Source organism: Neorhizobium galegae bv. orientalis str. HAMBI 540 (genome assembly GCF_000731315.1).
Classification (GTDB): domain Bacteria; phylum Pseudomonadota; class Alphaproteobacteria; order Rhizobiales; family Rhizobiaceae; genus Neorhizobium; species Neorhizobium galegae.
Window position 1 is genome coordinate 3928508 of sequence record NZ_HG938353.1, and the last position, 23884, is coordinate 3952391.

Annotated in this window: 23 protein-coding genes; 4 read left to right on the forward strand and 19 right to left on the reverse strand. The window is 62.2% G+C overall.

What is annotated here, in order from left to right:
• Positions 1-45: 45 nt before the first annotated feature.
• From RG540_RS19020 to RG540_RS19090, 15 genes are all read right to left on the reverse strand, one after another.
• Positions 46-1296, reverse strand: a complete 1251-nt coding sequence (locus RG540_RS19020; protein WP_051909524.1) for a LysR substrate-binding domain-containing protein — start codon at positions 1294-1296, stop codon at positions 46-48.
• Positions 1297-1377: 81 nt separating this feature from the next.
• Positions 1378-2301 carry a methylenetetrahydrofolate reductase gene (locus RG540_RS19025; protein WP_038591136.1) on the reverse strand — a complete coding sequence of 308 codons (924 nt, stop codon included), beginning with the start codon at positions 2299-2301 and terminating at the stop codon, positions 1378-1380.
• A 92-nt stretch (positions 2302-2393) separates the two neighbouring features.
• Positions 2394-3806: a vanillate/3-O-methylgallate O-demethylase gene (ligM, locus tag RG540_RS19030; RefSeq protein WP_038591138.1), complete on the reverse strand. Its 1413-nt coding sequence runs from the start codon at positions 3804-3806 to the stop codon at positions 2394-2396.
• 161 nt (positions 3807-3967) lie between these two features.
• Complete coding sequence (locus RG540_RS19035) at positions 3968-4702, reverse strand: GntR family transcriptional regulator (RefSeq protein ID WP_155414832.1); 735 nt, start codon at positions 4700-4702, stop codon at positions 3968-3970.
• Between the two features lie 181 nt (positions 4703-4883).
• Positions 4884-5756 carry an NAD(P)-dependent oxidoreductase gene (locus RG540_RS19040; RefSeq protein WP_038591142.1) on the reverse strand — a complete coding sequence of 291 codons (873 nt, stop codon included), beginning with the start codon at positions 5754-5756 and terminating at the stop codon, positions 4884-4886.
• Between the two features lie 15 nt (positions 5757-5771).
• A complete protein-coding gene (locus RG540_RS19045; RefSeq protein WP_080724984.1) occupies positions 5772-6827 on the reverse strand; it encodes a 4-oxalomesaconate tautomerase in 1056 nt (351 codons plus the stop codon).
• A gap of 53 nt (positions 6828-6880) precedes the next feature.
• Positions 6881-7552, reverse strand: a complete 672-nt coding sequence (gene ligK, locus RG540_RS19050; RefSeq protein WP_038591146.1) for a 4-carboxy-4-hydroxy-2-oxoadipate aldolase/oxaloacetate decarboxylase — start codon at positions 7550-7552, stop codon at positions 6881-6883.
• A 16-nt stretch (positions 7553-7568) separates the two neighbouring features.
• Positions 7569-8297, reverse strand: coding sequence for a PIG-L deacetylase family protein (locus tag RG540_RS19055; RefSeq protein ID WP_038591148.1), 729 nt, complete (start codon positions 8295-8297; stop codon positions 7569-7571).
• 15 nt (positions 8298-8312) lie between these two features.
• On the reverse strand, positions 8313-9269 hold the full coding sequence (locus tag RG540_RS19060) for a VOC family protein (protein ID WP_038591151.1): 957 nt from the start codon (positions 9267-9269) through the stop codon (positions 8313-8315).
• Positions 9270-9548: 279 nt separating this feature from the next.
• Positions 9549-10202: a TerC family protein gene (locus RG540_RS19065; RefSeq protein WP_038591154.1), complete on the reverse strand. Its 654-nt coding sequence runs from the start codon at positions 10200-10202 to the stop codon at positions 9549-9551.
• Positions 10203-10580: 378 nt separating this feature from the next.
• Positions 10581-11462 (reverse strand): ABC transporter permease, encoded by an 882-nt coding sequence (locus RG540_RS19070; RefSeq protein ID WP_038591157.1) that lies wholly within the window; start codon positions 11460-11462, stop codon positions 10581-10583.
• A 12-nt stretch (positions 11463-11474) separates the two neighbouring features.
• A complete protein-coding gene (locus RG540_RS19075; RefSeq protein WP_038591160.1) occupies positions 11475-12401 on the reverse strand; it encodes an ABC transporter permease in 927 nt (308 codons plus the stop codon).
• Positions 12402-12413: 12 nt separating this feature from the next.
• Positions 12414-13397, reverse strand: coding sequence for an ABC transporter ATP-binding protein (locus tag RG540_RS19080; protein ID WP_038591164.1), 984 nt, complete (start codon positions 13395-13397; stop codon positions 12414-12416).
• The gene (locus tag RG540_RS19085) at positions 13394-14407 is read right to left on the reverse strand and encodes an ABC transporter ATP-binding protein (RefSeq protein ID WP_038591167.1); all 1014 of its coding nucleotides are present in this window, start codon (positions 14405-14407) and stop codon (positions 13394-13396) included. The genes RG540_RS19080 and RG540_RS19085 overlap by 4 nt, the downstream gene beginning before the upstream one ends.
• 109 nt (positions 14408-14516) lie before the next feature.
• Positions 14517-16148: an ABC transporter substrate-binding protein gene (locus RG540_RS19090; protein ID WP_038591169.1), complete on the reverse strand. Its 1632-nt coding sequence runs from the start codon at positions 16146-16148 to the stop codon at positions 14517-14519.
• Between the two features lie 401 nt (positions 16149-16549).
• Between RG540_RS19090 and RG540_RS19095 the strand changes: the two genes are divergently transcribed.
• Positions 16550-17368, forward strand: a complete 819-nt coding sequence (locus RG540_RS19095; protein WP_038591172.1) for a sugar phosphate isomerase/epimerase family protein — start codon at positions 16550-16552, stop codon at positions 17366-17368.
• A 42-nt stretch (positions 17369-17410) separates the two neighbouring features.
• On the opposite strand, the gene RG540_RS19100 is transcribed toward RG540_RS19095, so the two are convergent.
• Positions 17411-18103, reverse strand: coding sequence for a GntR family transcriptional regulator (locus RG540_RS19100; protein ID WP_038591175.1), 693 nt, complete (start codon positions 18101-18103; stop codon positions 17411-17413).
• A 249-nt stretch (positions 18104-18352) separates the two neighbouring features.
• Between RG540_RS19100 and RG540_RS19110 the strand changes: the two genes are divergently transcribed.
• On the forward strand, positions 18353-19630 hold the full coding sequence (locus tag RG540_RS19110; protein ID WP_038591181.1) for a cysteine desulfurase-like protein: 1278 nt from the start codon (positions 18353-18355) through the stop codon (positions 19628-19630).
• Between the two features lie 43 nt (positions 19631-19673).
• Here the strand turns inward: RG540_RS19110 and RG540_RS19115 are convergent, their stop codons facing one another.
• The 3 genes from RG540_RS19115 to RG540_RS31185 are packed head-to-tail and all read right to left on the reverse strand — an operon-like array spanning position 19674 to position 21978.
• A complete protein-coding gene (locus RG540_RS19115) occupies positions 19674-20183 on the reverse strand; it encodes a flavin reductase (RefSeq protein ID WP_046601858.1) in 510 nt (169 codons plus the stop codon).
• On the reverse strand, positions 20180-21274 hold the full coding sequence (locus tag RG540_RS19120; protein WP_038591184.1) for an LLM class flavin-dependent oxidoreductase: 1095 nt from the start codon (positions 21272-21274) through the stop codon (positions 20180-20182). The genes RG540_RS19115 and RG540_RS19120 overlap by 4 nt, the downstream gene beginning before the upstream one ends.
• Entirely contained in the window at positions 21271-21978 is a 708-nt protein-coding gene (locus tag RG540_RS31185; protein ID WP_051909526.1) for a GntR family transcriptional regulator, read from the reverse strand. Before RG540_RS31185 ends, RG540_RS19120 begins: the two co-directional genes overlap by 4 nt.
• A gap of 195 nt (positions 21979-22173) precedes the next feature.
• Here RG540_RS31185 and RG540_RS19130 point away from each other — a divergent pair, with 195 nt between their 5' ends.
• Both RG540_RS19130 and RG540_RS19135 read left to right on the forward strand, forming a co-directional pair.
• Positions 22174-22929: an HpcH/HpaI aldolase family protein gene (locus RG540_RS19130; RefSeq protein ID WP_038591187.1), complete on the forward strand. Its 756-nt coding sequence runs from the start codon at positions 22174-22176 to the stop codon at positions 22927-22929.
• A 28-nt stretch (positions 22930-22957) separates the two neighbouring features.
• Positions 22958-23884 (forward strand): NADP-dependent oxidoreductase, encoded by a 927-nt coding sequence (locus RG540_RS19135; RefSeq protein WP_038591189.1) that lies wholly within the window; start codon positions 22958-22960, stop codon positions 23882-23884.

The following is a 23884-nucleotide window of genomic DNA, read 5'->3' on the forward strand; positions in this document are numbered from 1 at the left end:
ATATGCGGATAACGATAACCACGAAAACTGCAATGGCAAGTGGCGCTACTCGGCGGCATTCAGCGAAGGCAAACGGCTGCCGTCAGCAGCGCTGACTGTGTCTTCCGTCGCGACTACCCGCCGGATCGCTGCCAGATATTCCGCCTGGAGAGCGGTCGACTGCCAGTTGCGGCGGGTGGTGATGCCGACCGACAACGGCTTTCCCGGCACTTCGTAGTTCAGAAGCGTCAGGAACCCGGCCTTCAATTCGTGCCGGAGCTGATGCCGGGACAGCAGCGCCAACCGATCCGTCTGCATCAGGATGCCGCGCAACGCCGTCAGCGAGCCGGTCTCGACAGTTCCTTGCGTCTGCGGTCCATCTGGAAACGTTGCCGCCAGGGCATCGAACGTTCTGCGGTTGGGGGTGCCCTTGCGGGCCACGACCCATGGGTAGGAAGCAAGTTCGGTTGCCGAGACATCCGCCTTGCCGGACAGCGGATGACCGGCACCGGCGACAACCGCGAGGCGGAAATCGAAAAGCGGCTCCTGAATCAGCGACGGCGTCAGGCGGCTGCGCAGCGCGCCGATCAGAAAATCGATATGTCCCATCTCCAGATCGCTGAGGAGCTGTTCGTAGCTGCCTTCGAGGATCTCGAACCGTGCCAGCGGATGGGTGAGGGCCAGCGAAGCAATGGCATCGGGCACGATGGTGGTACGCGCCATCGGCAGCGCGCCGATCGATACAAGGCCATCGAACTTACCGCGCAACTCCTGCACTTCCTCGGTGGCGTTGCCGAGTTCCTTTAGCGAAAGGCCGGCCCAGCGGGCAACGGCACGGCCGGCACTGGTGAACCGCGTCGCCCGGCCGTCGGCCTCGAAAAGGTTTGCACCGAGGATCGCTTCTGCATTGCGCGCGGTGCGCTGAACCGCAGCACCCGATTGTTCGAGGATGCGCGCGGCACCCGGAAAGCCGCCGGTCTGGGCAAAGGCCTGCAGGGCGCGCAGGTGGGAGATCGTCAGCCGCGCGTCCGCACCGGAGCCGCGCGAGCCGGAATCCGCCTGGAGTTTCTGGCAGCCGGTCCGGATAAGATCGAGCGCCCTGAGCGATCGGGTCTGGACGACGCGCCCCTCGGGCGTCACCATCGCATGCCCGGGACCACGTTCGAGAAGCTTGGTGCCGAAAAGTTCTTCAAGCCGGGAAATCGCCTGCGATGCCGCTGGCTGGGTCACCCCCACGATATCGGCCGCCTGCGTCAGCGAGCCGGTGCGCAGGCAGGCGCAGAAAAGACGGATATGGCGCAGATTGGGATAGTCCACGTATCTGTCCTCCCCTGCCAATCTCCTCCCGGCAGCGGGTCGAAACGGTGCAAGCCCAGCAGTTGCCCCGTTTCGGTTAAGTCACAATGCGATGCTGCGCTCGCCGGTCAGCTGTTCGTTCATCCATTCCGCGCTGGCGCGGATGCCGCCGAGCGGGAAGACATGGATCTGCTGAAGCAGACTTTCCGGATGGGCGGTCTTGTAGTTGGCGATGTCAGCCAGCACTTCGGTCGGCTCGTAGGGAACCAGGAGCTTGCTGAGATCCATTGCGCGCTTCTGCAGCACGCCGAGCGAGGGGCCGACGCCGCATGCGATCGCAAACTTGATAAGCGTCTGCAGTTTGGTGGGGCCGGCAATGCCAAGGTGGATCGGCAGCTTGACGCCGGCGGCGGCAATCCGCTCGGCCCAGGCGATCACCGGCTTGGCATCGAAGGCGAACTGGGTGGCGATCGCCATCTCCGCATCGGTGCGCTCGGAATAGGCCTGTTTGAACTTCAACGCCTCGTCGACGATCCTGTGACCGCCATCCTTGTCGATGTCCTTGTTGCCTTCCGGGTGGCCGGCGACGTGCAGCCGCCTAAAGCCGTAGCGGTCGAACAGGCCGGTCTCGATCAGCTGGATGGAACTGTCGAAATCGCCAGCGGGGGTCGATACGCCGCCGCCGAGCAGCAGCGCCTGTTCCACACCCGCCTCGTTTCTATAGCGCTTGATCCAGTCCTCTAGGATCGCATGGCTTGCAATGATGCGGGAGGGAAAATGCGGCATGACGGGGAAGCCGTCTTCGTGCAGGCGCCTTGCGGTCTGCACCATGTCCTCGATCGGCGTCCCGTCGATATGGGCGATATAGACCCGCGTGCCCTTCGGCAGCAGTGTCTTGAAATCTTCGATCTTCGCCGCCGTGCGCGGCATGACTTCGATGGAATAGCCGTCGATAAGGTCCCTGAAGCGGGCCGGCTCCACGGACTTCTCTTCCTGCTTGCTCCTGAACAAATTTAAAAGTGCCATTGTTGATCCTCCCCCCGTTTAGCCAATGAAAAACGTCCGGTCAGACGGACGGAGCGGCGTGCGAGAACAATCCGTTCTCGCACGCCCATCGCTTAGAGGGCCTTCTTTGTGCGCCAGCTTTCGGCGTAATTTTCACGCGCTTCCTGAGCGTAGGGCACGGCTGCGACGCGAACGCGGATCTCGGCCTGCTTATGGCCCTGCTCGACCGAGGTCTTGGAGGTGCCGCCATCCGGCTCGCCCCAGATGAGCGTCAGGATGTCGTTTTCCTTGATGTCGGCATCGACGACGCCGAGCGACAGCATGGAACGCTCGTTGTAGCTATAGCCGTTGAACATCGACAGGCCGACGACCTTGCCATCCTTCAGAACCTTGTCGAAGCTCGACGAAGCGTAGTTGGAGAGCGGGAAGTCGATCCACTTGGCGGCCTGTTCGCCGGGCTGGAAAGCCGAAGCGATGACCTTGACGACGTCGTCGGAATTCCACTCGAAGGTGACCTTGCGGCGCTGCGGGGTCGCCTTCTGCTTTTCGACGGCGGCGCGGCCGACGAAGTCGTGGTCGAACTTGACGTAGACGCCGTAACCCAGTTCGTAGGGGTTCAGGTAATAGTCTTCGATCTTGTCGGAGACGTAGCTGCCGCCGATCGAACCCGAAGCTTCGTAGCTCTGGGCAGAAAGCCAGTCGCGATAGGCCTGCAGTTCGTCGCCGGTGTAGATCGCCGGAAGCGGCGACGGGATCCAGCCGGATTCCAGGGTGTTGGTGGCGTAGGCGCGGCTGCCGACCGGGCGCAGATCGACGCCGGCTTCTTCAGCAGCCTTGATGATGGCGGCGCGAACTTCGTCCTTCTCCGCATACGGACCCCAGATTTCGAGACCCGGAGCGCCGGCCATGCCGTGGCGCAGAGCCTGGACCTTGCGGCCGCCGACATTGATCCAGTCGACGTGGAAGAACTTGATCTCCGGGATCGGGCCGCCGTTCATCTTTTCGAAGACCTTCGGCGCATCCGGACCCTGGATCTGGAAACGGTAGTGGATGCGGGTGACGAGCTTGCCGTCCGGACGCGAGGGCGAACGCGGATCGTGGGTCAGCTTGACGTTGTGCTTGCCGAGCGATGCGTTGTAGAGCAGCCAGTTGGCGGTCGGCGCACGGCCGACGAGAACGAACTTTTCTTCGGTCTCGCGGAAGATGATCATGTCGCCGATGACGTGGCCGGCAGGCGTTACCGGAACGTAGTGCTTGGCGCGGTCGACGCCGAAATTGGCGAAGCTGTTGATCGACAGGCTTTCGAGGAACTTGGCAGCGTCCGGGCCTTCGACGACCAGTTCGTCCATGTGATGCGACTGGTCGAAAAGAACCGCGCCTTCACGCCATGCAGCCTGTTCCGAACGCCAGTTGGAGAATTCCGGAGCCACGACCGGGTATACATAGATGCCGGTCTTGGAGTTGCGCAGATGCTCGACGGTGTTGCCCGCATCCTTCAAAACTTGAGTGAGATTGGCCTGAGTCACGGAATTCCTCCCTATGGTTTGTCTGTGGCTTGCGATGTCGTGTATACATGACGGCATCGGAAGACAAATTCAAGGGGAAATATTCGGCAGGCTGACGATCGCCTCCGCGATAGTAAACCGAAGGCTTCCGGCCATCAAAACCTGCGGCAGGCGGTCGGGTCTCAGGGGTTGAGGAGCACCAGGCCCGGAACGGTCAGCATCAGTTCCGGATCCTCGAACACGGCGTATTCGAGGTTCTTGCGGGCAATGCGGGCATGTTCGCGGGCGATAAATTCCGCCCGCGCACCCTCGCGCCCGGCGATCGCCTGCACCAAAGTACGATGCTGTTCCTGCGCGATATGCAGCGACTGACGGAAGGCCGCCACATGGGCTCGGCCTGACAGGAAAGCCGATGGCGACGCGAACGGAAGCCGTGTCGCGCGCTCGACCTCCCGCTGGATTACCGTGCTGCCGGAGAGCTCGACCAGCACCACATGAAACCTTGCGTTCGCCTCAGAATAGGCTTCCAGATCCACCTCGTCGGCGGCTTCGCCGAAACAATCGTCGAGCCGGGCCTGGATTTCCCGAAGCTGATCCAATCCTGCCTGCGAGACGCCGCGTTCGGCGGCAAGCCGCGCCGCCGTCCCTTCCAGTACGCCGCGCAGTTCGATCGCATCGACGGCATCCGCATAGGTGAAGCTTCGGACTACGAAACCGCCATTCGCCAACCGGTCGAGCAATCCCTCTTCCGCAAGACGCGACATCACCTCGCGCACCGGCGTTCGGGAAATCTGCAGCGTCTCGGCCAGCGAAACTTCGAACAGCCGGGTGCCGCCGGGGTAGTCGCCGCTCAGGATTTTCTTGCGCAGCTCCATCAGCGCGCGCATCGTGTGGGTCGTTCTCGAGGTCTCTTCCAAATCCGCACCTTTGCCTGAGACAAGCCGGCGCAACCTCCGCCTGTCGGTCCGCAAATCTTAGCCACATCTGATGGATTGGCCAAGCCTCATGTATACAGGGGGCAGAGGCTGTGGATGACGATGCGGGTTTGGAGCGCAAATGCATGGCGCGTATACAAGGCAACGCGCTGAAGAGGCGAGCTTATTTGCCTTGACGCCGCGCCGAAAGGACCCGCGCAACGGTTTCCCTGAGATCGCCGGCCGGCTTCACGCCGCTCGCCGCCATCTCGTCCTGGACGGCGGCAATCTCGCGGGCAAGACCGCCGTTCAGCCCCAGCGCATCGAGCGTAACGCCGCTTTCACGCATCTCGGCGGCCCGGCGGCGGCCGTGGCGGGTCGTTCGCTCAAACTGGTAATCCGGGAATTTAGACCAGTCGAGGCCTGGAAAGCTCTGGGAGAGCGAAGAGAGAATTTCCTCGAAACAGTCTGACGCCTCAGCTGCGAGTAACGCCTCGACAGTGATTGCTTCAAGACCTTTCACGAACACAGAGCGCACCATCTTGATGGCCGTTGCCGAGCCGACTGCTTCTCCGGCAACATCGGCGCTGAAGCCGAGATCGCGAAAACGTTCCAGAAGCTCGGCCGCGTTTTTGCCGGCAATCAGAACCGGCGTTGCATGGCCCTTCGGATGGACCGGGGCCATCACGGCCATGTCGAGATAATCGGCGCCGGTCTCGTTGACCAGCGCCGCGGTCTCGCGCTTGCGGCCGGGGGACACGGAATTGATGTCGATCAGCAGCGCGCCCTGGCCGAGATGCGGCGCGATCGACTGGGCGGCAATGAGGCTCTGGTCGGCGGTGACCGCGCTGAAGATCCATTCGGCATCGGCAAGACCCGCAGGCGACGCTTCCGGCCTGACGCCACGGCTCGCCATCGCCACCTGCATCTCCCCCGCCTTCTCGGCGTCGTCGAGCAGCAGGTCATAGGCCCGGAATTCGCCATTCTCGAGCTTCGGCGCCAGGCTGTCATGGAAGGCGCGTGCCGCTTCGCCAAAACCCAGAAATGCGATCCTCATGGTCGTATCCTATTCTCAGTCGCCGAAAACCACGCCGTCGAAAAGCTTGCGCGCCGTGCGCAGCACCGCCGCACGATGGACTTCGCCATCCTTCATGGTGGCGATGACGCTCATCTCGCCGGTCGGATGCTCGATCGACAGCAGCTTCTCGTCGCCTTCCGGAATGACGGCCAGTTCCGAAGCCGGGCCTTCCGGCAGAAGGCAGGCGGTCGCAACGCTGACAGCGCCGAGCACGCCGATCGCGTCATGGCACGTATGCGGGATGAAGGTGCGGGTCGAGATCACCCCGCCCGCCGTCGGTGCAGAGACCATGGTCATCTTCGGCACGGATTTCTTGGTAACGTCGCCGAGGTTCATCATCGGCCCGGCTTTCAGCCGGATCGCCTCCAGCTTGGCGCGCAGTTCCTGGTTCGCTTCGAGATCCTTCGGGCTCTCGGTGCCGGTAATGCCGAGCACATCGCCGCGCATGACGACGCAAGGCATGCCGTTGTCGATCAGCGTGCAGGCAATGCCTTCGATCACGTCGACCGCATTTCCGGTCGGCAGCAGCGCCCCGCAGGAGGAACCCGCCGTATCCGCAAACACGATCGGCACCGGCGCGGAGGTTCCCGGCACGCCGTCGATCCGGGCATCGCCCTTGTAGGTCACCTCGCCGCCGGGCGTTTCGATCGTCGCGATGGCGATTTGCCCGGTATTTTCCATGAAGATCGAGACTTCGGTCTTTTCGCCCTTGACCGGCACCAGCCCGCGCTCGATGGCGAAAGGCCCGATGCCGGCGAGGATATTGCCGCAGTTCTGTGCGTCGGTGACGATCGGTTGATCGACAAAGACCTGCAGGAAGAGATAATCGACATCGACCCCTTCCCGCTCGGATTTCCGAATCACCGCCACCTTGGAGGTCAGCGGATGGGCGCCGCCCATGCCGTCGATCTGGCGGGGATCGGGCGATCCCATCACCCGCAGCAGGAAATTGTCGCGATCGGCCGGCAGGTCCGAGGCGAGGAAATAGCCGCCCTTGGAGGTGCCGCCCCGCATCCACATGCAACGGACGCCGGTTTCAGTTTCACTCATCTCGATCTCCCTTCTTCTCCCCAGCGGGGAAAAGAGAAAACGGCCTCCATCGCTCAGATATACTTCAAGCCTTTTTCGGCGAGCTTGCCGCGCATGTCATAGATATCGAGGCCGAGTTCACCGGCGGCAAGCCGCTTGCGCTTGTCTTCTTCAGCGGCGACACGGGCTTCCGCCTTCTTGGCAACCGCTTCGGCCTCCTCGCGGACAACCACGCAGACGCCGTCGTCATCGGCAACGATCACGTCGCCGGGCCGAACATAGGCGCCAGCGCAAACGACCGGAATATTGACCGAGCCGAGTGTCTCCTTGACCGTGCCCTGAGCATAGACGGCCTTCGACCAGACCGGGAATTTCATCTGGGTCAGATCGACCACGTCACGCACGCCGGCATCGATGATCAAGCCCCTGCAGCCGCGCGCCTGGGCGGAGGTCGCAAGCAGGTCGCCGAAATAACCGTCTTCGCAGGGGCTGGTCGGAGCGAGAAGCAGGATGTCGCCGGCCTTCAACTGCTCGATCGCCACATGCAGCATCCAGTTGTCGCCCGGAGGCGCCGAGATGGTGACGGCGCTCGCCGCAAGGCGCGCACCCGGATAGATCGGCCGCATGTAGCTGGCGAGCAGGCCCTTGCGGCCCTGCGCTTCATGCACCGTGGCGACACCGCAGGCGGCCAGCCGGTCGATGACCGACTGATCCGCGCGCTCGATATTCTGGACGACGACGACCATCAGAGTCCGCCTCCTATCAAAGTTCGTCGACGGTACGCGGGAAGACCGACTGGAAGCCTTCCGCATGGGTCGACTTGCGTCCGCTGGCCTGGCCGCCGGAATTGCGCATGAAGTGGTTGCCGCGGTTCTCGGCGACGTTCTTGTAGAAGTGCCAGAGATGTTCCTGACCTTCCATGCACTGGATGGCCGCCCACTTCTTTTCCCAGACGGGAGAGATGTCGAGGAAGACGTCCGGCTTCCATTCCATCTGCTCGGTCTGGTGCGGCTCGAACAGGTAGAGCTGCGGCGCCCCAAGAATCTTTTCGCCCGGATTGTGGCCCCAGGCCTGGGCGATCATCCGGGCCTCGATCGCAACCTGCGTCGCGTACATGTGGTCGGTATTGTAGGGGTCCCACTTGGAATGGGAGAGCATGAATTCCGGCTGCACCTTGCGGATCACGTCGACCAGCTTGAACTTGGCGTCCTGGTCGACGACCAGCGGATAGTCGCCGAGGTCGAAGAACTGGATGTCGGTGACATCTAGCGCTTTTGCCGCGTTCTCCGCCTCCTTGCGGCGCTCGGTCTTCACCTTTTCGAGCGTCATGCCCGGGTTCTTCCAGAGCTTGGCGCTTTCGCCGCGCTCGCCATAGGACAGGCAGATGACGGTGACGTCGTAGCCCTTTTCCTCGTGAAGCGCGATCGCGCCGCCGCAACGCCAGACGAAATCCGCCGAATGGGCGCTGATGACCAATGCTGTCTTTGCCATGGGATGCCTCTTGACTTACTTGTGTGCCACCGGCGGCGTGCCGTGCGTGTGAAAGGTTTCGATCGTCTTCATCCCCCAGGCCTGGCCCTTCTTGCGGTCGGCTTCGGTCCAGACGACCGGCTTCCAGTCGGGACGAAGGATCAGTCGCGCACCTGCATTGGCGAGCTCGACGCGGTTGCCTGCAGGCTCCCAGACATACAGGAAGAACGTGCCCTGGATCGCATGCTTGTGCGGGCCGGATTCGATGTGAACGCCGTTTTCCAGGAAGATGTCCGCGGCGCGCAGGATGTCCTCGCGCTGGTCGCAGGCATAGGTGACATGGTGGAAACGGCCATGCGAGCCGGTATGGTCCTCGGAGCAGGCAAGGTCATAGGTCTTGTTGTTGATGGTGAACCAGCAGCCGCCGAGGCGGCCGTTGTCGAGCTGGATCATTTCGGTGACCCGGCTGCCGAGCGCCGTGGTCATGAATTCACGGATCAGGCTGACATCGGCGGCAAGCAGGTTGACGTGGTCGAGGCGGCGTGGGCTCGCGCCGCGACCGTGGTAACGCTGGGCGATGTTCTTGAGCGCCGGCTTTTCTTCCGGCGGCGCCACATATTCCCTGGTATCCCAATAGAGCTCGAACAGATGGCCGTCGGGGCTCTTGAACTGATAGGCCCGGCCGTGACCGAGGTCGCCTTCCGTCCAGCCGACGCCCCAGCCCTTTTCCTCGATTACCTTGACGCGGCGTTCCAGTGCTTCGGCTGACGACGTACGATAGGCGATGTGGCCGACACCGGTGGTATGATGTCTGGTGAGCTTCAGCGTGTGGAATTCGTAGTCGTCATAGGCGCGCAGGTAGACGCTGTCGCCCTCGCGGCCACTTTCGGTCAACCCGTAGACGCGGGTGAAGAAGTCGAGCGACTCGTCGAAACGGTCTGAGTAAAGCTCGACGTGGCCGAGATGGGCGACATCATAACAGGGTTCGGTCATGGCTTTTCCTAGATGATCGATCTATCGCGCCCGGCGGACAGGCGCATCTCCTCCAAAAATCGAGCCCGCGTCCTCCACTCCAACACGGCCGGCGCATGGGCACCGCAGCTTGGCATGAAGACATAAAAGCAGATCGGCAGCCTGACGAATAGGTTCTGCTGACGCGGCATAAGTTTTGGTTGAGATCAGGGAAAAGCGGCTCGGCAAATGGCGAGCGAAGACGGGGCTTTAAGTCCCGAAGGAAACGGCGCGACGGCAGGACCGCCGCGCCGGAAGACATTACCCGCCGATATAGGGCGCAACTTCATGAAAGCCGCGCCAGATCATTTCGAGCGCGACGTAAAGGATGACGGCGAGACCGACATAGGCAATCCAGCGATGCTTGTTGAGCAGGCGGGCGATGAAGCTTGCGGCGATACCCATCAGCGCGATCGACAGGACCAGGCCAAAAATCAGCACGCCCGGATGTTCGTGGGCGGCACCGGCAACGGCGAGCACGTTGTCGAGCGACATGGAGACGTCGGCAATGACGATCTGCCAGGCGGCCTGGGCGAAAGTCTTGCGCGGAGCCCCGCCGGCAACCGTGCCGTCGGCGTTGAGGTCGGCCTCCTGGAGCGCTTCGCTGGCTTCATCCTCATGATGATGCGGCGTGCGCAGTTCCCGCCACATCTTCCAGCAAACCCAGAGAAGCAGGACACCGCCGGCCAGCAGCAGGCCTACGATCTGCAAGAGCTGGGTCGTGGCAAGCGCGAAACCGATACGCAGCACGGTGGCCGCGATGATACCGACCAGAATGGCTTTGGACCGCTGTTCCTTCGGCAGGCCGGCAGCCGCGAGACCGATGACGATCGCGTTGTCCCCGGCCAGCACGAGGTCGATCATGATAACCTGCAGGAGGGCGGACAACGCCTCCGGCGTAAAGAATTCCATCATTTGGCACCCAATCTCTTAAAAGGCGGGAGTGCCCGCGTGTGGACCGAGACGAACTTGAGACGCTCACGACCTGCATTCCGCCTGCCGTAGGTCACCGCCGTTGTCGTCACATGATTTCCACAAACACCAGGCACCCAAGTTGGACTAATCCAGTCCGACATCACAGCTCAGAGATGAACTGTCAGAGGGGCCCGGTCCTGGTGGCCTGAGATTTAGCGGCATGATTGCAGAAACTCAAGTGGCGAGTTTATGAAACGGCCCGGAATAGCGCTATTTCCGGCCGGATCGTTGACGATCCGTTGCAATTCCGCCCCGTAATACAGATGCAGGTGGCGGCCGGTCTTGCGGCCGCCACCTGAGATTACGCCGCGCCTTGGACTACGAAAGGGTCGGGTCGAGCTTGTCGCGCAGCCAGTCGCCGACGATGCTGATCGACAGCGTGGTCAGCATGATCACCACCGAAGGAGCGAGCATGATCCACGGCGCGCGGGTCAGGTATTCGCGGCCGAAGCCGACCATGTTGCCAAGGCTCGTTTCCGGCGGCTGCACGCCGAGGCCGAGGAAGGAAAGACCGCTTTCCATCAGGATGATTTCCGGGAAAGTCAGCGTCATCGAGACGATTAGGGTCGAGGCGACGTTCGGCAGGATGTGATGGAAATAGACGCGCGCCGGCGTCGCGCCGAGCTGCACGACGGAGGCCGCATATCCCTGAGAGCTTGCCGAGATCGCCAGGCCGCGGGCGATGCGGGCGTAACGTTCCCAACCGTAGAACCCCATGAGGCAGACGAGCAGCACCATGGAGGAGCCGAAGAAGGCGAGCACGGCGAGCGACATGATCAGGAACGGCAATGCTGCCTGGAAATCGGCAAGCACCAGCACGAGATGCTCGACCGCACCCCGGAACTGGGCTGCCGCGAAGCCCAGCGCCGTGCCGAACACCGCAGATAGGATCGTGGCGCCAAAGGCGATGATCAGCGACACCCGGACCGACTGGAGGAGACGTGAAAGCACGTCACGACCGAGTTCGTCGGTGCCGAGCAGGTGCTTGAGAGCGCCCGGATGGGAAAGGCGGCTCGACAGGTCCATGGCGGTGATGTTGTAGGGGCGGATCTGGTCGGCAAAAATGGCAACCACCACCACGGCCGCCAGCCAGAGAATGCCGATACCGACGGTGAACGGCACGTTGCGACGCAGGCGCGTGATGAGCGTCGCATACCAGCCCGGCGTCCGCGCGGTTTCCGACAGATTGATCGTAGCCATATCTCTTTATCCTCAATGCGCCGCGTTTGAGCGAAGGCGGGGGTCGAGCCAGCCGTAGAGCAGGTCGACGACGAGGTTCGAAACCACCATTGCTGCGGCGATGATCAGCAGGATGCACTGGACGACCGCGAGGTCGCGGTTGCTGACCGAGACGATCAGCAGGCGGCCGATGCCCGGCCACGAGAAGATCGATTCGACCACCACGGCGCCGGCGATCAGCGAGCCGACCATGAAGCCGACGATCGTCACGATCGGCACGGCCGCGTTCGGCAGCGCATGGTTCCAGACCACGTCGCCCCATTTCAGGCCCTTGGCGGAAGCGGTGCGGATATAGGGCTGACCCATCACCTCGATCATGGCGCTGCGCGAGAAACGGGCGAGGATGCCGATACCGCCGATGCTCATGGTCACCGTCGGCAGAATGCCGTGCACCCAGGTGTCCTGACCACCGGATGGCAGCACGCCGAGGATGACCGCGAAGATCAGCACCAGGAGGAGGCCCATCACGAAGGACGGGATCGTGAAGCCGAGCACCGCAAGCAGGATCACGCCACGATCGGCAAAGCTCTGGCGATGCAGCGCCGCGTAGACGCCCGCCGGAATGCCGAACACCAGCTTGAGAAGCAGCGCCGGCAGGGTGAGCTGCAGCGTCGCGGGCAGGCGCTGCAGCACCAGATCCAGCGCCGACGCCTTGTCACGCATCGACACGCCGAAATCGCCGGTGAAGATCGATTTGATATAGGCGAGGTATTGGATCCAGAGCGGCTGGTCGAGCCCCCAGGAACGACGGAACGCATCGACGGCTTCCTGCGGCACATCCGGGCCGAGCATGACCTGCGCCGGGTCTCCCGACATGCGCAGCACGACGAAGGCGAAGGTGACGACGGCAAAGATGGTGATCATTGCCCGTAGCAGTCGGACGGCTATGAAGCGGATCATCAGGAACTCCTCTCAGGCCGCAATCGAGGCGGCTTCGCCGGCCACGACATGGCAGGCGGCCGTGCGACCATTGCCGATTGGGCGGAGCTGCGGCACGACAGTGCGACAGACGTCCTGCGCCAGCGCGCAACGGGGGTGGAAGGCGCAACCGAGCGGGCGATTGGCCGGATTCGGCGGCTCGCCCTGAAGGATGACGCGTCCCTGGAGGATCTTGCCCGGCACCGGCACGCTGGAGACCAGCGCCTTGGTATAGGGATGCTGCGGCGAGTGAAAAATCACGTCGGACGAGGCTTCCTCGACGATCCGGCCGAGATACATCACCGCCACCCGGTCGGCGATATTGCGCACCACCTTGAGGTCATGGCTGATGAACACCATGGCGACGCCGTTCTGCTCCTGCAGATCGCGCAGCATGTTGACGACCTGTGCCTGGATGGAGACGTCGAGCGCGGAAACCGGCTCGTCGCAGACCAGAAGCTTGGGACGTGCGGCAAGCGCGCGGGCGATCACCGCGCGCTGCCGCTGGCCGCCCGACAGTTCGTGAGGGTAGCGCCCGGCCTGATCCGGACGCAGACCGACGGCCGTCATCAACTCGGCAACGCGGGCTTCCTGGTGCTGCTTCGGAATGAGCCTGTGGATGTCCAGCGGCTCGCCTATCTGTTTTGCGATCGTCACGCGTCGGTCGAGCGCTGCCAGCGGATCCTGATAGACGAACTGCATCTTGGCCCGCAGCGCGCGCCATTCCGGCGTCTTCAGGTGCGGCATCGGCTTGCCTTCGAACCGCACTTCTCCGCCCTGTGCGGCGTCGATGCCGAGCAGCATTCGGCCGAGCGTCGATTTGCCGGACCCCGACTCGCCGACGATCCCAAGCGTCTCGCCAGGCTTCAGCGCCAGCGAAATGCCGTCCACGGCACGCACCGGATGCGGCTGTGCGAACAGGCCGCGACGGATCTGATAGACGCGAACGAGATTGTCCGCTTCGACAAGGGCGGTCATTGCAGCATGTCCTCGGTCATTCTGGTTCTTGTCTCGACAGGCTCATTGGCCGGAACCGGCCGGAAGCAGGCGAGCTGCCGGCCGTCGGCCGACGTTTCGAGCGAAGGGCGCTCGCTCCGACAGGCCTCGACCGCGCGAAAACAGCGCGGCGAAAACGAACAGCCTTCGGGCAGATGTTTCGGGTTCGGAACCGTACCGGGGATCGGGATCAGCCGCTGGCGGGGACCGTCGATCCGCGGGATCGCGTCGAAAAGACCGCGTGTATAAGGATGACGCGGCTCGGAGAAAAGCTGAGCGACGCTGCCTTCCTCGACGATCCGGCCGGCATACATGACGCAGACGCGCTCACAGACCTGGGAAACGGCACCGAGATCGTGGCTGATGAACACCGTCGCCATGCCGGTCTCGGCCCGGAGCTGGATCAGCAGGTCGAGGATCTGCGCCTGGATCGTCGCGTCGAGCGCGGTGGTCGGCTCGTCTGCAATCAAGAGGTCCGGCTCGCCGGCAAGCGCCATGGCGATCATCAGCCGCTGACACTGACCGCCCGAGAATTCGTGGGGATAGAGATCGAAACGGCGGCGGGCATCGGGAATGCCGACCATGTCCAGCAGCCGCAGCGCCTCTCTTTTGGCCGCATCGCCCCGGAGGCCACGATGCAACGACAGAGCCTCGACGATCTGGCGGCCGATCCTGAGCACCGGATTGAGCGAGCTCGACGGGTCCTGGAAGATCATCGCGATCCGGCCGCCGCGCACCCGCTCGAAAACCTCACGGGGACCGCCGGCGAGTTCCTGCCCATCAAGCTGAACGGAACCGCTGACACTCGCCTTGCCGGGAAGCAGTCCCAGAGCCGCGAGCCACGTCACCGATTTTCCGCATCCCGATTCTCCGACGAGACCGACTGCTTCGCCCCGGCCCACATTGAGATCGATGCCGTGCAGAACCTGGACGCCGTCAAAGGCGACCTTCAGGTCACGCAGCTCCACCAGATTGGACGATGCTCTATCCATATCCCGCCATACTCCTGCCTTCCGCCGTTTCCGGACCGAAGACATTACCGTTTTGAAAACAGATGCTCCGGCGGCCGCATGGTCGCCGGAGCAGAGGAGAACAATCCGATCAGATCGCCCAGTTGGAGGAGCGGAAGTCCATCGCGAAGGCCGGAGCGGCCTTCCATTTAAGCGACGACTTCATGCCCGTGAACACGGCGTTCTGGTGCAGGACCTGGTAGACGGGGTCTTCGCGCTCGCAGATTTCCAGCATGCGGGCGAAAGCCTTCTTGCGGGCAGCCGCGTCGGTGCTGGTTTCCAGGATCGACGCCATCTGGTTGGCTTCCGCATTGGTCCAGTCCTTCTTCTGCTGCACCTCGCCGTTCGGACCGAACTGAGCGACGATCGAGGAGACCGGATCACTGAAGGCGGCCGAGGCCGACCAGTCGCGAACACCCTTGACGCCAGCCGGATCGTGGATCTGGCCCCAGTTTTCCTTCATTTCGATCTGAACGTTGAGGCCGACCTGCTTCCACATCTCAACCATGATCTGACCGTTCGAGGTCTGGTTGGTGTAGTAGTTGTTGAGAAGGCGGAACGGGATCACGTCGCCCTTGTAACCGGCCTGCTTGATCAGGTCCTGGGCAAGCTTGGCGTTGAACTCCGGAACCTTCCAGCCTTCGACGAACATCGGGCCGTAGAACGGGAATTGCAAACCAGCCGGGATCTTGGTCTGGCCGGCCCACAGCGCTTCGACGATCGCCTGGCGGTCGATCGAATGCGTCATGGCGCGGCGCATCAGCGGGTTGGCAAGGATCGGGTTCCGAGTGTTGAAGACCGAGATGCGGTGGTTGTTGATCGTCGATCCCTGAACCTCAAAGCCCTTGGCAGCCTTGACGGTCGCGATCTGGTCCGGCGGCAGGTCGCAGGCGAAGTCGTATTCGCCGGAAAGCAGGCCGTTGACGCGGGAAGCGACTTCCGGAACTTCCACGAAGCGGATCTGGGCGAGCGGCGGACGGCCACCCCAGTATTCGTCGAAGGCGACGAGCGTCAGCGAAACGTCCGGCTTGTATTCGCCGACCATGTAGGCACCGGTCGTAACAGGCTTGCGGGCCCAATCAACGTAGGTCTTGGCTTCGTCCCAGGCGCGGCGATTGGCGATCTGGCTGCCGAAGGCGTAGAGGCGGCCTTCGAGCGTGACATCCGGCGTCGCGTTGTGGAAACGGACGGTGTATTTGTCGACGGCTTCGACGCCGGCGAGTGCCGGCCACAGGCGGCGGCCGATGCCCGGGATGGCGGCCGGCAATTCCTTGGCGGTCACCGGCTTATTGTCGTCGGCGAAGATGGTCTTGCCGCCGGCAGGCTGGGTGGTGCCGAACAGGCGCTGGGCGGAGAAGCTGAAGACGACGTCTTCTGCGGTCAGTTCGTCGCCGTTGTGGAACTTGACGCCCTTGCGGAGCTTCAGTTCGAGCGTCTTGTCGTCGATGCGCTTCCATTCGGTTGCGAGACCCGGAAGCGGCCCCTGGTTGCCCATCCAGTCACGCAGGATGAGGCCTTCCCAGAGGTTCGGGAAGAAAACGCGCTCGCCAACGTTCGACTGTTCGTTCCAGATGTCGAGCGTGTTGTTGTTGGTGATCTTCTGAACGGCGATCGTGATCGACGGGCGTTTGGCGCCCTGGGCGAACGAGAAGCGTGGCAGGATCAGCGAACCGGCAGCGGCGCCAGCAAGGCCGAGCGTGCTGCGGCGGGTGAAGTTGACCATGGAAATTGTCCTTTGGCTTCGGTTAATGGACGAGCTCGATCAGCCCTGCGAGCTTGAGCGGTGACGGCTTAAGGGGTTCGCAGAGCTTGGCCCGCCAACGGCACGCCATCCGCTCGGGCTTCGAATGCGAAAGCCGCCCGGTCCGATGAACAACGATGAGAAGCGTCTTGCTGCAGCTCACGACTACCCCCTGATTTGCAGGGGCTATTTGGCCAGCCTGTGTATCAGTTCCGTGACGCTAACTTGGCGATTGGATGAAATTGAACACGGATGCAAATTTCATCATCTTGCGTTACAAATGTAATACTACCGACACAAAATTCTGAGATGGGGAGCCTGCGCAGATTTCTTCCTGCGTGTCCTTCTCCCCGATATTTCCTTTGTTTTTGATGGAGTTTTCCATGTCCTCCCTCCCCGTGATCGGCGCCGCCATGACGCTTGGCGAGCTCGAAGTTCACCGCAACTGGCTTTTCGAAAAACAGCGCGATCTCGAACTCCAGGATTTCACCACCGCCGACGTCCTGAACGGCGATTGGACGCTGCTCGCCGAGCGCGCCAGGAAGCTGCTGGATGGTTTTGAAGGCCGCCTGGGCATCCACGGCCCGTTCTGGGGCTTCACCATTGCCTCGAATGACCCGGATATCCGCGCCGTCGTCGCCAAGCGCCTGAAGCAGGGCCTCGACGTCTGCGCCGCGATCGGCGCGACGCAGATGGTCGCCCACAGCCCCTATACGACCTGGTCCTACAACAACCTCGACAACAACAAGGGCGAGCCCGAGCGCGTCGTCGAGCATGTGCATCTGACGATGAGGGACGCCGTCAAGCAGGCCGAGGATATCGGCGCCGTGATCGTTCTAGAAAACATCGAGGATATCGACCAGCACGTCCGCGTGGCACTCGCCGACAGCTTCAACTCGCCGGCCGTCGCGGTCTCGATCGACACTGGCCATGCCCATTACGCGCATGGTTCTACCGGCGCACCGCCGGTCGATTATTATGTGAAGGCAGCCGGCAACCGCCTGCAGCACGTCCACCTACAGGACGCCGACGGATACGCAGACCGCCACTGGGCGCTCGGCGAAGGCAATATCCTCTGGCCGTCGGTCTTCCAGGCACTTGCCGATCTCACCAGCAATCCGCGCCTGATCGTCGAGATCAAGGACAAGTCGAAGATTCCGGCTTCGGTCGAGTATCTCGCTTCCCTCGGCCTCGGCCAGTAAGCCAGACTTTAAAAGCCCACGCCCCGGCGCACAGCGCCGGGGTTACCGCAGTTCCGGGGACATATCCCGCAGGTGCGACTGGGTGGCGAGGATATCCCCCACCATCATCTCCCGCGCAAGCGCACCATTCCGCTCGCGAAGCGCCGCGACGATCCTGAAATGATAGGACGAGAACGGGTACACAACGCCCTTGTCGAATTCCTTTTCCACGTAATTGGTCAGCATCCGCATATAGGGGCCGAACCGCAGCCAGAGCATTTCGATATGCTGTGGCAGCACTTCGGAGCGCGATGCCTCGTAGATGCCGAAATGGAATGCCTGGTTCTTGCGCAGCATGCCATAGACGTCGCCGGCCTTGCCGGTCTCGTCATGCTCGCGGGCGAGCGCTTCCGAACGGTCGATATCCTCATCGGTCATATGCGCGGCGGCGAGTTCCGTCGCCAGACCTTCGAGCGCGATGCGCGCTTGGCAGAGATCGTCGAGCCGCTCGCGGGAAACCGCCGGCACCCGCGCCGATCCGTTATGGCCGATCTCTAGCCCGTTCTCCGCCGCGAGCCGTCTCAATGCCTCGCGCACCGGCATGTGGCTGGTGCCGAACTCGGTCGCCAGCGACGAAATAGTGATCGCCTGCGCCGGGGCAAAGGAACCCCACATCAGCGCCCGGCGCAACTGTTCGTAGACCGTATCCTGAACAGTCACGCGCGACGTGACCTTCAAAAGCCCGCTATCCGCCATTCTTGTCCTCTGATCCATTCATATCACAACCAGGCCTCGCATAACGGGCCGCGCTCTTCAAGTCTCCCGGCGTCCGGCCATCTCCCGTTCGCGACGCGTTTCCCCTTGATCAAATGCCAATGGCACAATAGAACATTTGAAAGTTTGATCAAATGCTCATTGGGCTGCGAACAAACATAAATAAGGGGGAGGCTTATTGTCACCTGCATCCCCTCTTCTTCGATGAAGACGACACCCTGGGAGAAATCCATGAACACGCATGTCACGGCAGGCGATAACCTCGCCAAGGCTTTTCCGGTCGACGAACTCAGGCTGAAATTTCCGGCTCTCCAGAAATATAAGGACTTCATCTTCTTCGAAAATGCCGGCGGTGCCCAGGTGCCCCAGGCGGTCGTCGATGCGGTCGCAGCCCACCTCGTCGACTGCAACGTGCAGCGCATGGCACCCTATCTCCACAGCCAGGGCGTCGACCGCACCATTTCCGAAGCTCGCGTGTCGGTCGGCCTGCTGGTCAATGCCTACCGTCCGGAGGAAATCTCCTTCGGCCTCAACGCCACCTCATTCATCCGCCTCGTCAGCCTCGGCATCGCAAAGATGCTCCAGGAGCGCAACGAGATCATCGTCACCGACATGGACCATGACGCCGACATCGCCACCTGGATGGCGCTGGAGGCAGACGGTGCCAGGATCGTCTGGTGGAAGATGCGCGAAGATGGAATGCTGCATACCGACGACCTGAAGCCGCTCCTGAACGACAAGACCCGCCTGGTCGCCTGCACGGTGACCGCCCATTCGATCGGCACGATCGTCGACGTGGCAACCGTCGGCAAGCTGGCGCATGCGGCCGGCGCCGAGGTCTTCCTCGATTGCGTGCATTACGGCCCGCACGCGCTGATCGACGTTCAGGCCTGGGATTGCGACTATCTCGTCTGCTCCGGCTACAAGAATTTTTCGCCGCATATGGGCTTCCTCTGGGGGCGTTATGACGCGCTGGTCAAGCTGCCCACCTTCAAGGAAGACTTCATTCCGGACGTGCCGCCCTACAAGATCGAAGTCGGCACCTTCACCTACGAGAACGTCGCCGGCATGAATGCTGCCGTTCTCTATCTCGAAGAGCTCGGCCGCAGGTTCCTGCCCGAAGGCGAACATTCCCGCCGCGATGCGCTTGCCGCCGCCATGGGCGCCATCCGCGCCTATGAGCAGACGCTGTCGAAAAAGATGCTGTCGGTGTTGAAGAAGCACGGCGCCACGATCTACGGCGTGTCCGACGAAGCGCAGGTGGAAAAGCGCGTTCCGACCATTTGCTTCAATATTCCGGGCCTGACGCCGCAATATCTGTCGTCCGAACTCGGCAAGAACAGCATCGGCAGCCGCGACGGCCACATGTTTGCGCCGCGCCTGATGAAGCGCCTCGGGCTGACCATGGAAACGGGCTGCATGCGCGTCTCCATGGTCCACTACAACAAGGCGGAAGAGATCGACCGTTTTGACACGGTGCTCGGCGAGATCATCGCCAAGACCAGGTGATGCAAAGACCTCCGCGGGACAAACTCCCGCGGAGGTTTCCATCTCACTTGAGATGATGATAGCGGCGCCGGAAATAGACGAGTGCTTCTTCATCCTCCGGGCCGTGGACGATCCCGACGACCCGGCAGAACAGCACGTGATGCGTGCCGCTCTCGACCGCATTTTCCACTTCGCAATCGAAAGACACGACCGCATCGGTTAGCCGCGGTGATCCCGTCGCGGCAAGCACCCAATCGCCTACAGCGAACCGGTCGTCCTGCGGCGTCGAACCGCCGAATAGCTTTGACATCGGCTCGTGGCCTGCGGCCAGCGTATTGACGCAGAGCACCCGGTTTCTCTCGAACATGCCGGCGACCGAACTCGATCGGTTGAGGCAGACGAGCAGCGTCGGCGGCCGGTCCGTCACGCTGCAGACAGCTGACGCCGTAAAGCCCGCAAGCCCGCCCGGCCCGTCTGTGGTGACGATGTTCACTGCCGCCGCCAGCTGCGCCATGCCTTCCCGGAAGGCGAGCCGCGTCGCGTCCACTTCGTCGCTTGGAATATTTATCGTCATTCGACCCTCAGTCCCGCTTTTCTCAACAAAGGCACGACGCGATCGCAGAAGAAAGGCAGCTCATAGGTGTAGTTTACAAAGGACATGGCAATGCCGGAATACCCCTGTTCGGCGATCGCGATCATGTCTTCGACGATCTTTTCCGGCGTACCGATCAACGGATAGCCGCCGGCGCCGCCGGCAAACCGCTTTCGATAAAGATCGTAAGCATTTTTGTCGTGCGACTGGGTGAATTCCTTCTTGCCGGCCATATGCGCATCGACCGCCGCGTGATCGGCCATCGTCACGGCATAACGCTCGTAATAATCCTCCGCCTCCTGCTGGGTTTCACGGCAAACGACGTGGCAGACCGTATAGGCGCCGACATCGCGCCCGAGCTTGTCAGCGCGGGCTTTGATGTCCTCCACGTGTTTTCCGGCTTCGGAGATCTCGGTGAAGGTGGTGAACAAGTATTCGCAGTTCTTGGCCGCGAAATCCCGACCCGGCCCGCCGAAGGCCGCATTCATGGTGACCGGCCGCGGCGACTGCAGGCTGGCTGGCCGGCTGACGACGTCCTTCAGCTTGTAATAGGTGCCGTCGTAATCGAATGGCGCGTCCGACGTATAGGCCCGTTCCATGATCTCCAGCCATTCGTCAGCCTGATCATAACCCTTTTCGACCAGCGGCACCCCGAACATGCCGAATTCCTTCGGGTTCCAGCCACAGACGATGTTGAGGCCCGCCCGGCCGTTGCTGATATGATCGACGGTCGCCAGCGCCTTCGCCGCATAAAGCGGATGCACGAGCGGCACATGCACGGTCATGAACAGCCCGATCCGCTCGGTGACGGAAGCAAGGCCGGCGGCCCAGGTGAAGGTCTCGAAGGACCATTCGCGCACCCGGTTCTTGCCGCCGAAACCTTTCCAGCGGGCGATCGGCAGGAAAAAGTCGAGCCCACCGCGATCGGCGATCTGCACGGCATTGAGATTGTCTTCCCAGCGTGCCTGCCAGCGTTCCGGCACGTCGGTAATCGCAAGCCCCCCGTCCGCATTCGGCGAAAAGACGCCGAGTTTCAGTCTGCTGGGGCCTTTCAGCGGATGCGGCTTGATCATGCTGTTCCTCTCTTTTGTATTCTTCTGCGAGCGGGACGCGCGGTCTCCGCCTCTTCCACTTGGCGCCGCCGGACGGAAAGGTAGGCTTCCTCCGCCGCGAACATGAAAAGCATCATGCGGTCCTGGACCATCAGCGGGTCGTGTGCGAGGAAGGCCGCATGAATGCGGGAAAGACCGTTGATATACTGATAGGCCGTAGCCGGGTCGGCGAACGTGCCGAGCCGCACCGACTGGAAATAATCGATGAAGCGGGAAATCGTCGCCGCCATATGCGGATTGTTGACCGCCTTAAGCCACGCATTGCGGAAATCGACATTGGCCGCCAGCAAGGCTGGAATATCGCTTTGGCTCAACGCCCGTTCCACCCGGTTCATCGCCGTCGTGATCTCCGCCTCGATCTCCGGCGTCATGTCGCGGGCGGCGCAGGCTGCGGCGCGCGGCTCGAGCTGGCGGCGCACCTCGAAAAGCCCGGAAATGTCCTCCAGCGACAATTCCCGCACCGCAAAGCCGCGCGTCGTGCCGACAAGATAACCTTCGGAAACCAGCCGAAGCAGCGCCTCGCGCGCCGGCATGCGGGAAATACCGTGGGCATTGGCGATTTCGGTATCCACCAGGCGGTCGGTCGGCGAAACGGCGCTCCGCTGCAGCTTCAGCCGCAGATCGGCATAGATCGCATCCACCAGATTGTCGCTCGGTTTCAACATAGAAATCTCCTGCCAAAACCGTATACCGATTTTACCGTATTTCAAGCATATTTTCGTAATTCTGCGCTTTACCTGCGAGAGATCATCAGTTTTCGTATACTGTTTAATTCACTTGCAGCGTTCGGAATTTTAGGCTTAAACTTTAATTTGCCACAGGTTTCAAAGCTGTTTCAGCAGATTTCAGAAGGTATCCCGATGAGCGACTTCCGCAGGAAATGTATCGGTTACGAGCGCGTCATCGGCACATTCGCGGCGATCCCGCATCCCGTCGCAATCGAGGTGACCGCTGCGGCGGGCCTCGACTTCATCTGCATCGACACCGAGCATGCCCAGATCGGCCGTGAGCTGATCGAAAACCTCGTCCGTGCCTCCGATGTCCATCGCGTGCCCGCCATGGTGCGCGTTCCGGGCCACGCCCCGGAATCGATAGCCAGCGTGCTGGATGCCGGAGCTGCCGGCGTCCTGGTGCCGCGCGTCTCGACCGCCGCCCAGGCCAAGGCCGCCGTTCTGGCAACCCGCTATCCGCCGATCGGCGAACGTGGCGTCGGCCCCGGACGTGCCGCGGGCTACGGCTACCGCATTCCCGACTATCTGAAATCGGCCAATGAAACCCTCGTCCTCGCAATTCAGATCGAGACCGCGGAAGGACTCGCCAATGTCGAGGAAATCGTCGCCGTCGAAGGCATCGATGTGGTCTTCATCGGCCCCGGCGACCTCTCCGTTTCGATCGGCGCGATAGGGCCGGATGGAGCCGAGAAGCTGGACGCGGCCATTCTCAAGATCACCAAAGCCGCGCGCAAGGCAGGTAAGGCCGTCGGCATCTTCCGCCCCTCCGCCGATGACATCGGCAAATGGTCGGAGGCCGGCATCAGCTTCTATCTGCTCTCAAGCGATACGAGGTTTCTCGGCGCCGGCGTCGCTGCCGACGTCGCCGCCGCGCGCTCCGCATAAGCCGCATCAACTTCCAGGGAGTGACGACGTGAAGGCCATTCAGTACAGCGAACACGGCCCGGCCGATGTGATGCACTATATCGAGCTGCCAGATCCGGTCGCCGGACCGGGCCAGATCCTGGTGAAACTCGAGGCCGCCAGCGTCACGCCTTTCGACTGGAAGCTCCGCGCCGGACATCTGCAAAACCATTTCACGCTGCCCATGCCGAGCGTGCCTGGCCGCGATGGCGGCGGCACGGTGATTTCCGTCGGCGACGGCGTCACGGAATTTGTGGTTGGGGACCGTGTCGCAGTCATGGCCGGCGTCTTTGCCCAGGGCGGTTATGCGGAAATGATCGCCGTCGATGAAAAGCATGCTGTCAAGATTCCCGACAGCCTCTCGACCATCGACGCCGTGGCGCTCACCAATGCCGGCCTCAGCGCCTGGATTGCGGTGCGAACCGCGGAAGTCAAATCCGGCGACAAGGTTCTCGTCCATTCCGGCTCGGGCGCGGTTGGCGGATTGCTGGTCCAGCTCTGCCACCATCTCGGCGCCCATGTCACTGCCACCTGCCGCTCCACGAACCGCGATTATGTCCTCGGCCTCGGCGCCGACCGCGTCGTCGCCTATGACGAGGAGTACTTTTCCGACATCCTCACCGGCCAGGACATCGTCTTCGAACTGATGGGCGGCGAAGTCCACGACAAGTCCTACAAGGTGCTGAAAAAGGGCGGCCATATGGTCTGGCTGGTCGCCGATCCAATCCGGGACCGCGGCGAGGAATTCGGCGTCAACGTCACCCGCGCAATGATCACCGACGACAAGTCGGCGCTTCAAGGGATGATGGATCTCGCCGGCACCGGCCTACTCAAGCCCCAGGTTGCCCGCACCATGCCCTTGTCGGAGGCAGCCGAAGCCCACCGCCTGATGGAAAAAGGCGCCATCTCGCGCGGGCGCCTGATGCTGACGATGTGA

Bases quoted from the DNA above. Each gene is read 5' to 3' on its own strand.
- RG540_RS19100 (WP_038591175.1), bottom strand. From the start codon at position 18,103: ATGGCGGATAGCGGGCTTTTGAAGGTCACGTCGCGCGTGACTGTTCAG.
- RG540_RS19080 (WP_038591164.1), bottom strand. From the start codon at position 13,397: ATGACCGCCCTTGTCGAAGCGGACAATCTCGTTCGCGTCTATCAGATC.
- RG540_RS19085 (WP_038591167.1), bottom strand. From the start codon at position 14,407: ATGGATAGAGCATCGTCCAATCTGGTGGAGCTGCGTGACCTGAAGGTC.
- RG540_RS19040 (WP_038591142.1), bottom strand. From the start codon at position 5,756: ATGAGGATCGCATTTCTGGGTTTTGGCGAAGCGGCACGCGCCTTCCAT.
- RG540_RS19130 (WP_038591187.1), top strand. From the start codon at position 22,174: ATGAGCGACTTCCGCAGGAAATGTATCGGTTACGAGCGCGTCATCGGC.
- ligK (WP_038591146.1), bottom strand. From the start codon at position 7,552: ATGGTCGTCGTCGTCCAGAATATCGAGCGCGCGGATCAGTCGGTCATC.
- RG540_RS19120 (WP_038591184.1), bottom strand. From the start codon at position 21,274: ATGATCAAGCCGCATCCGCTGAAAGGCCCCAGCAGACTGAAACTCGGC.
- RG540_RS19070 (WP_038591157.1), bottom strand. From the start codon at position 11,462: ATGGCTACGATCAATCTGTCGGAAACCGCGCGGACGCCGGGCTGGTAT.
- RG540_RS19110 (WP_038591181.1), top strand. From the start codon at position 18,353: ATGAACACGCATGTCACGGCAGGCGATAACCTCGCCAAGGCTTTTCCG.
- RG540_RS19075 (WP_038591160.1), bottom strand. From the start codon at position 12,401: ATGATCCGCTTCATAGCCGTCCGACTGCTACGGGCAATGATCACCATC.
- RG540_RS19045 (WP_080724984.1), bottom strand. From the start codon at position 6,827: ATGAGTGAAACTGAAACCGGCGTCCGTTGCATGTGGATGCGGGGCGGC.
- RG540_RS19095 (WP_038591172.1), top strand. From the start codon at position 16,550: ATGTCCTCCCTCCCCGTGATCGGCGCCGCCATGACGCTTGGCGAGCTC.
- RG540_RS19065 (WP_038591154.1), bottom strand. From the start codon at position 10,202: ATGATGGAATTCTTTACGCCGGAGGCGTTGTCCGCCCTCCTGCAGGTT.
- RG540_RS19055 (WP_038591148.1), bottom strand. From the start codon at position 8,297: ATGGCAAAGACAGCATTGGTCATCAGCGCCCATTCGGCGGATTTCGTC.
- RG540_RS31185 (WP_051909526.1), bottom strand. From the start codon at position 21,978: ATGTTGAAACCGAGCGACAATCTGGTGGATGCGATCTATGCCGATCTG.
- RG540_RS19060 (WP_038591151.1), bottom strand. From the start codon at position 9,269: ATGACCGAACCCTGTTATGATGTCGCCCATCTCGGCCACGTCGAGCTT.
- RG540_RS19090 (WP_038591169.1), bottom strand. From the start codon at position 16,148: ATGGTCAACTTCACCCGCCGCAGCACGCTCGGCCTTGCTGGCGCCGCT.
- RG540_RS19025 (WP_038591136.1), bottom strand. From the start codon at position 2,301: ATGGCACTTTTAAATTTGTTCAGGAGCAAGCAGGAAGAGAAGTCCGTG.
- RG540_RS19115 (WP_046601858.1), bottom strand. From the start codon at position 20,183: ATGACGATAAATATTCCAAGCGACGAAGTGGACGCGACGCGGCTCGCC.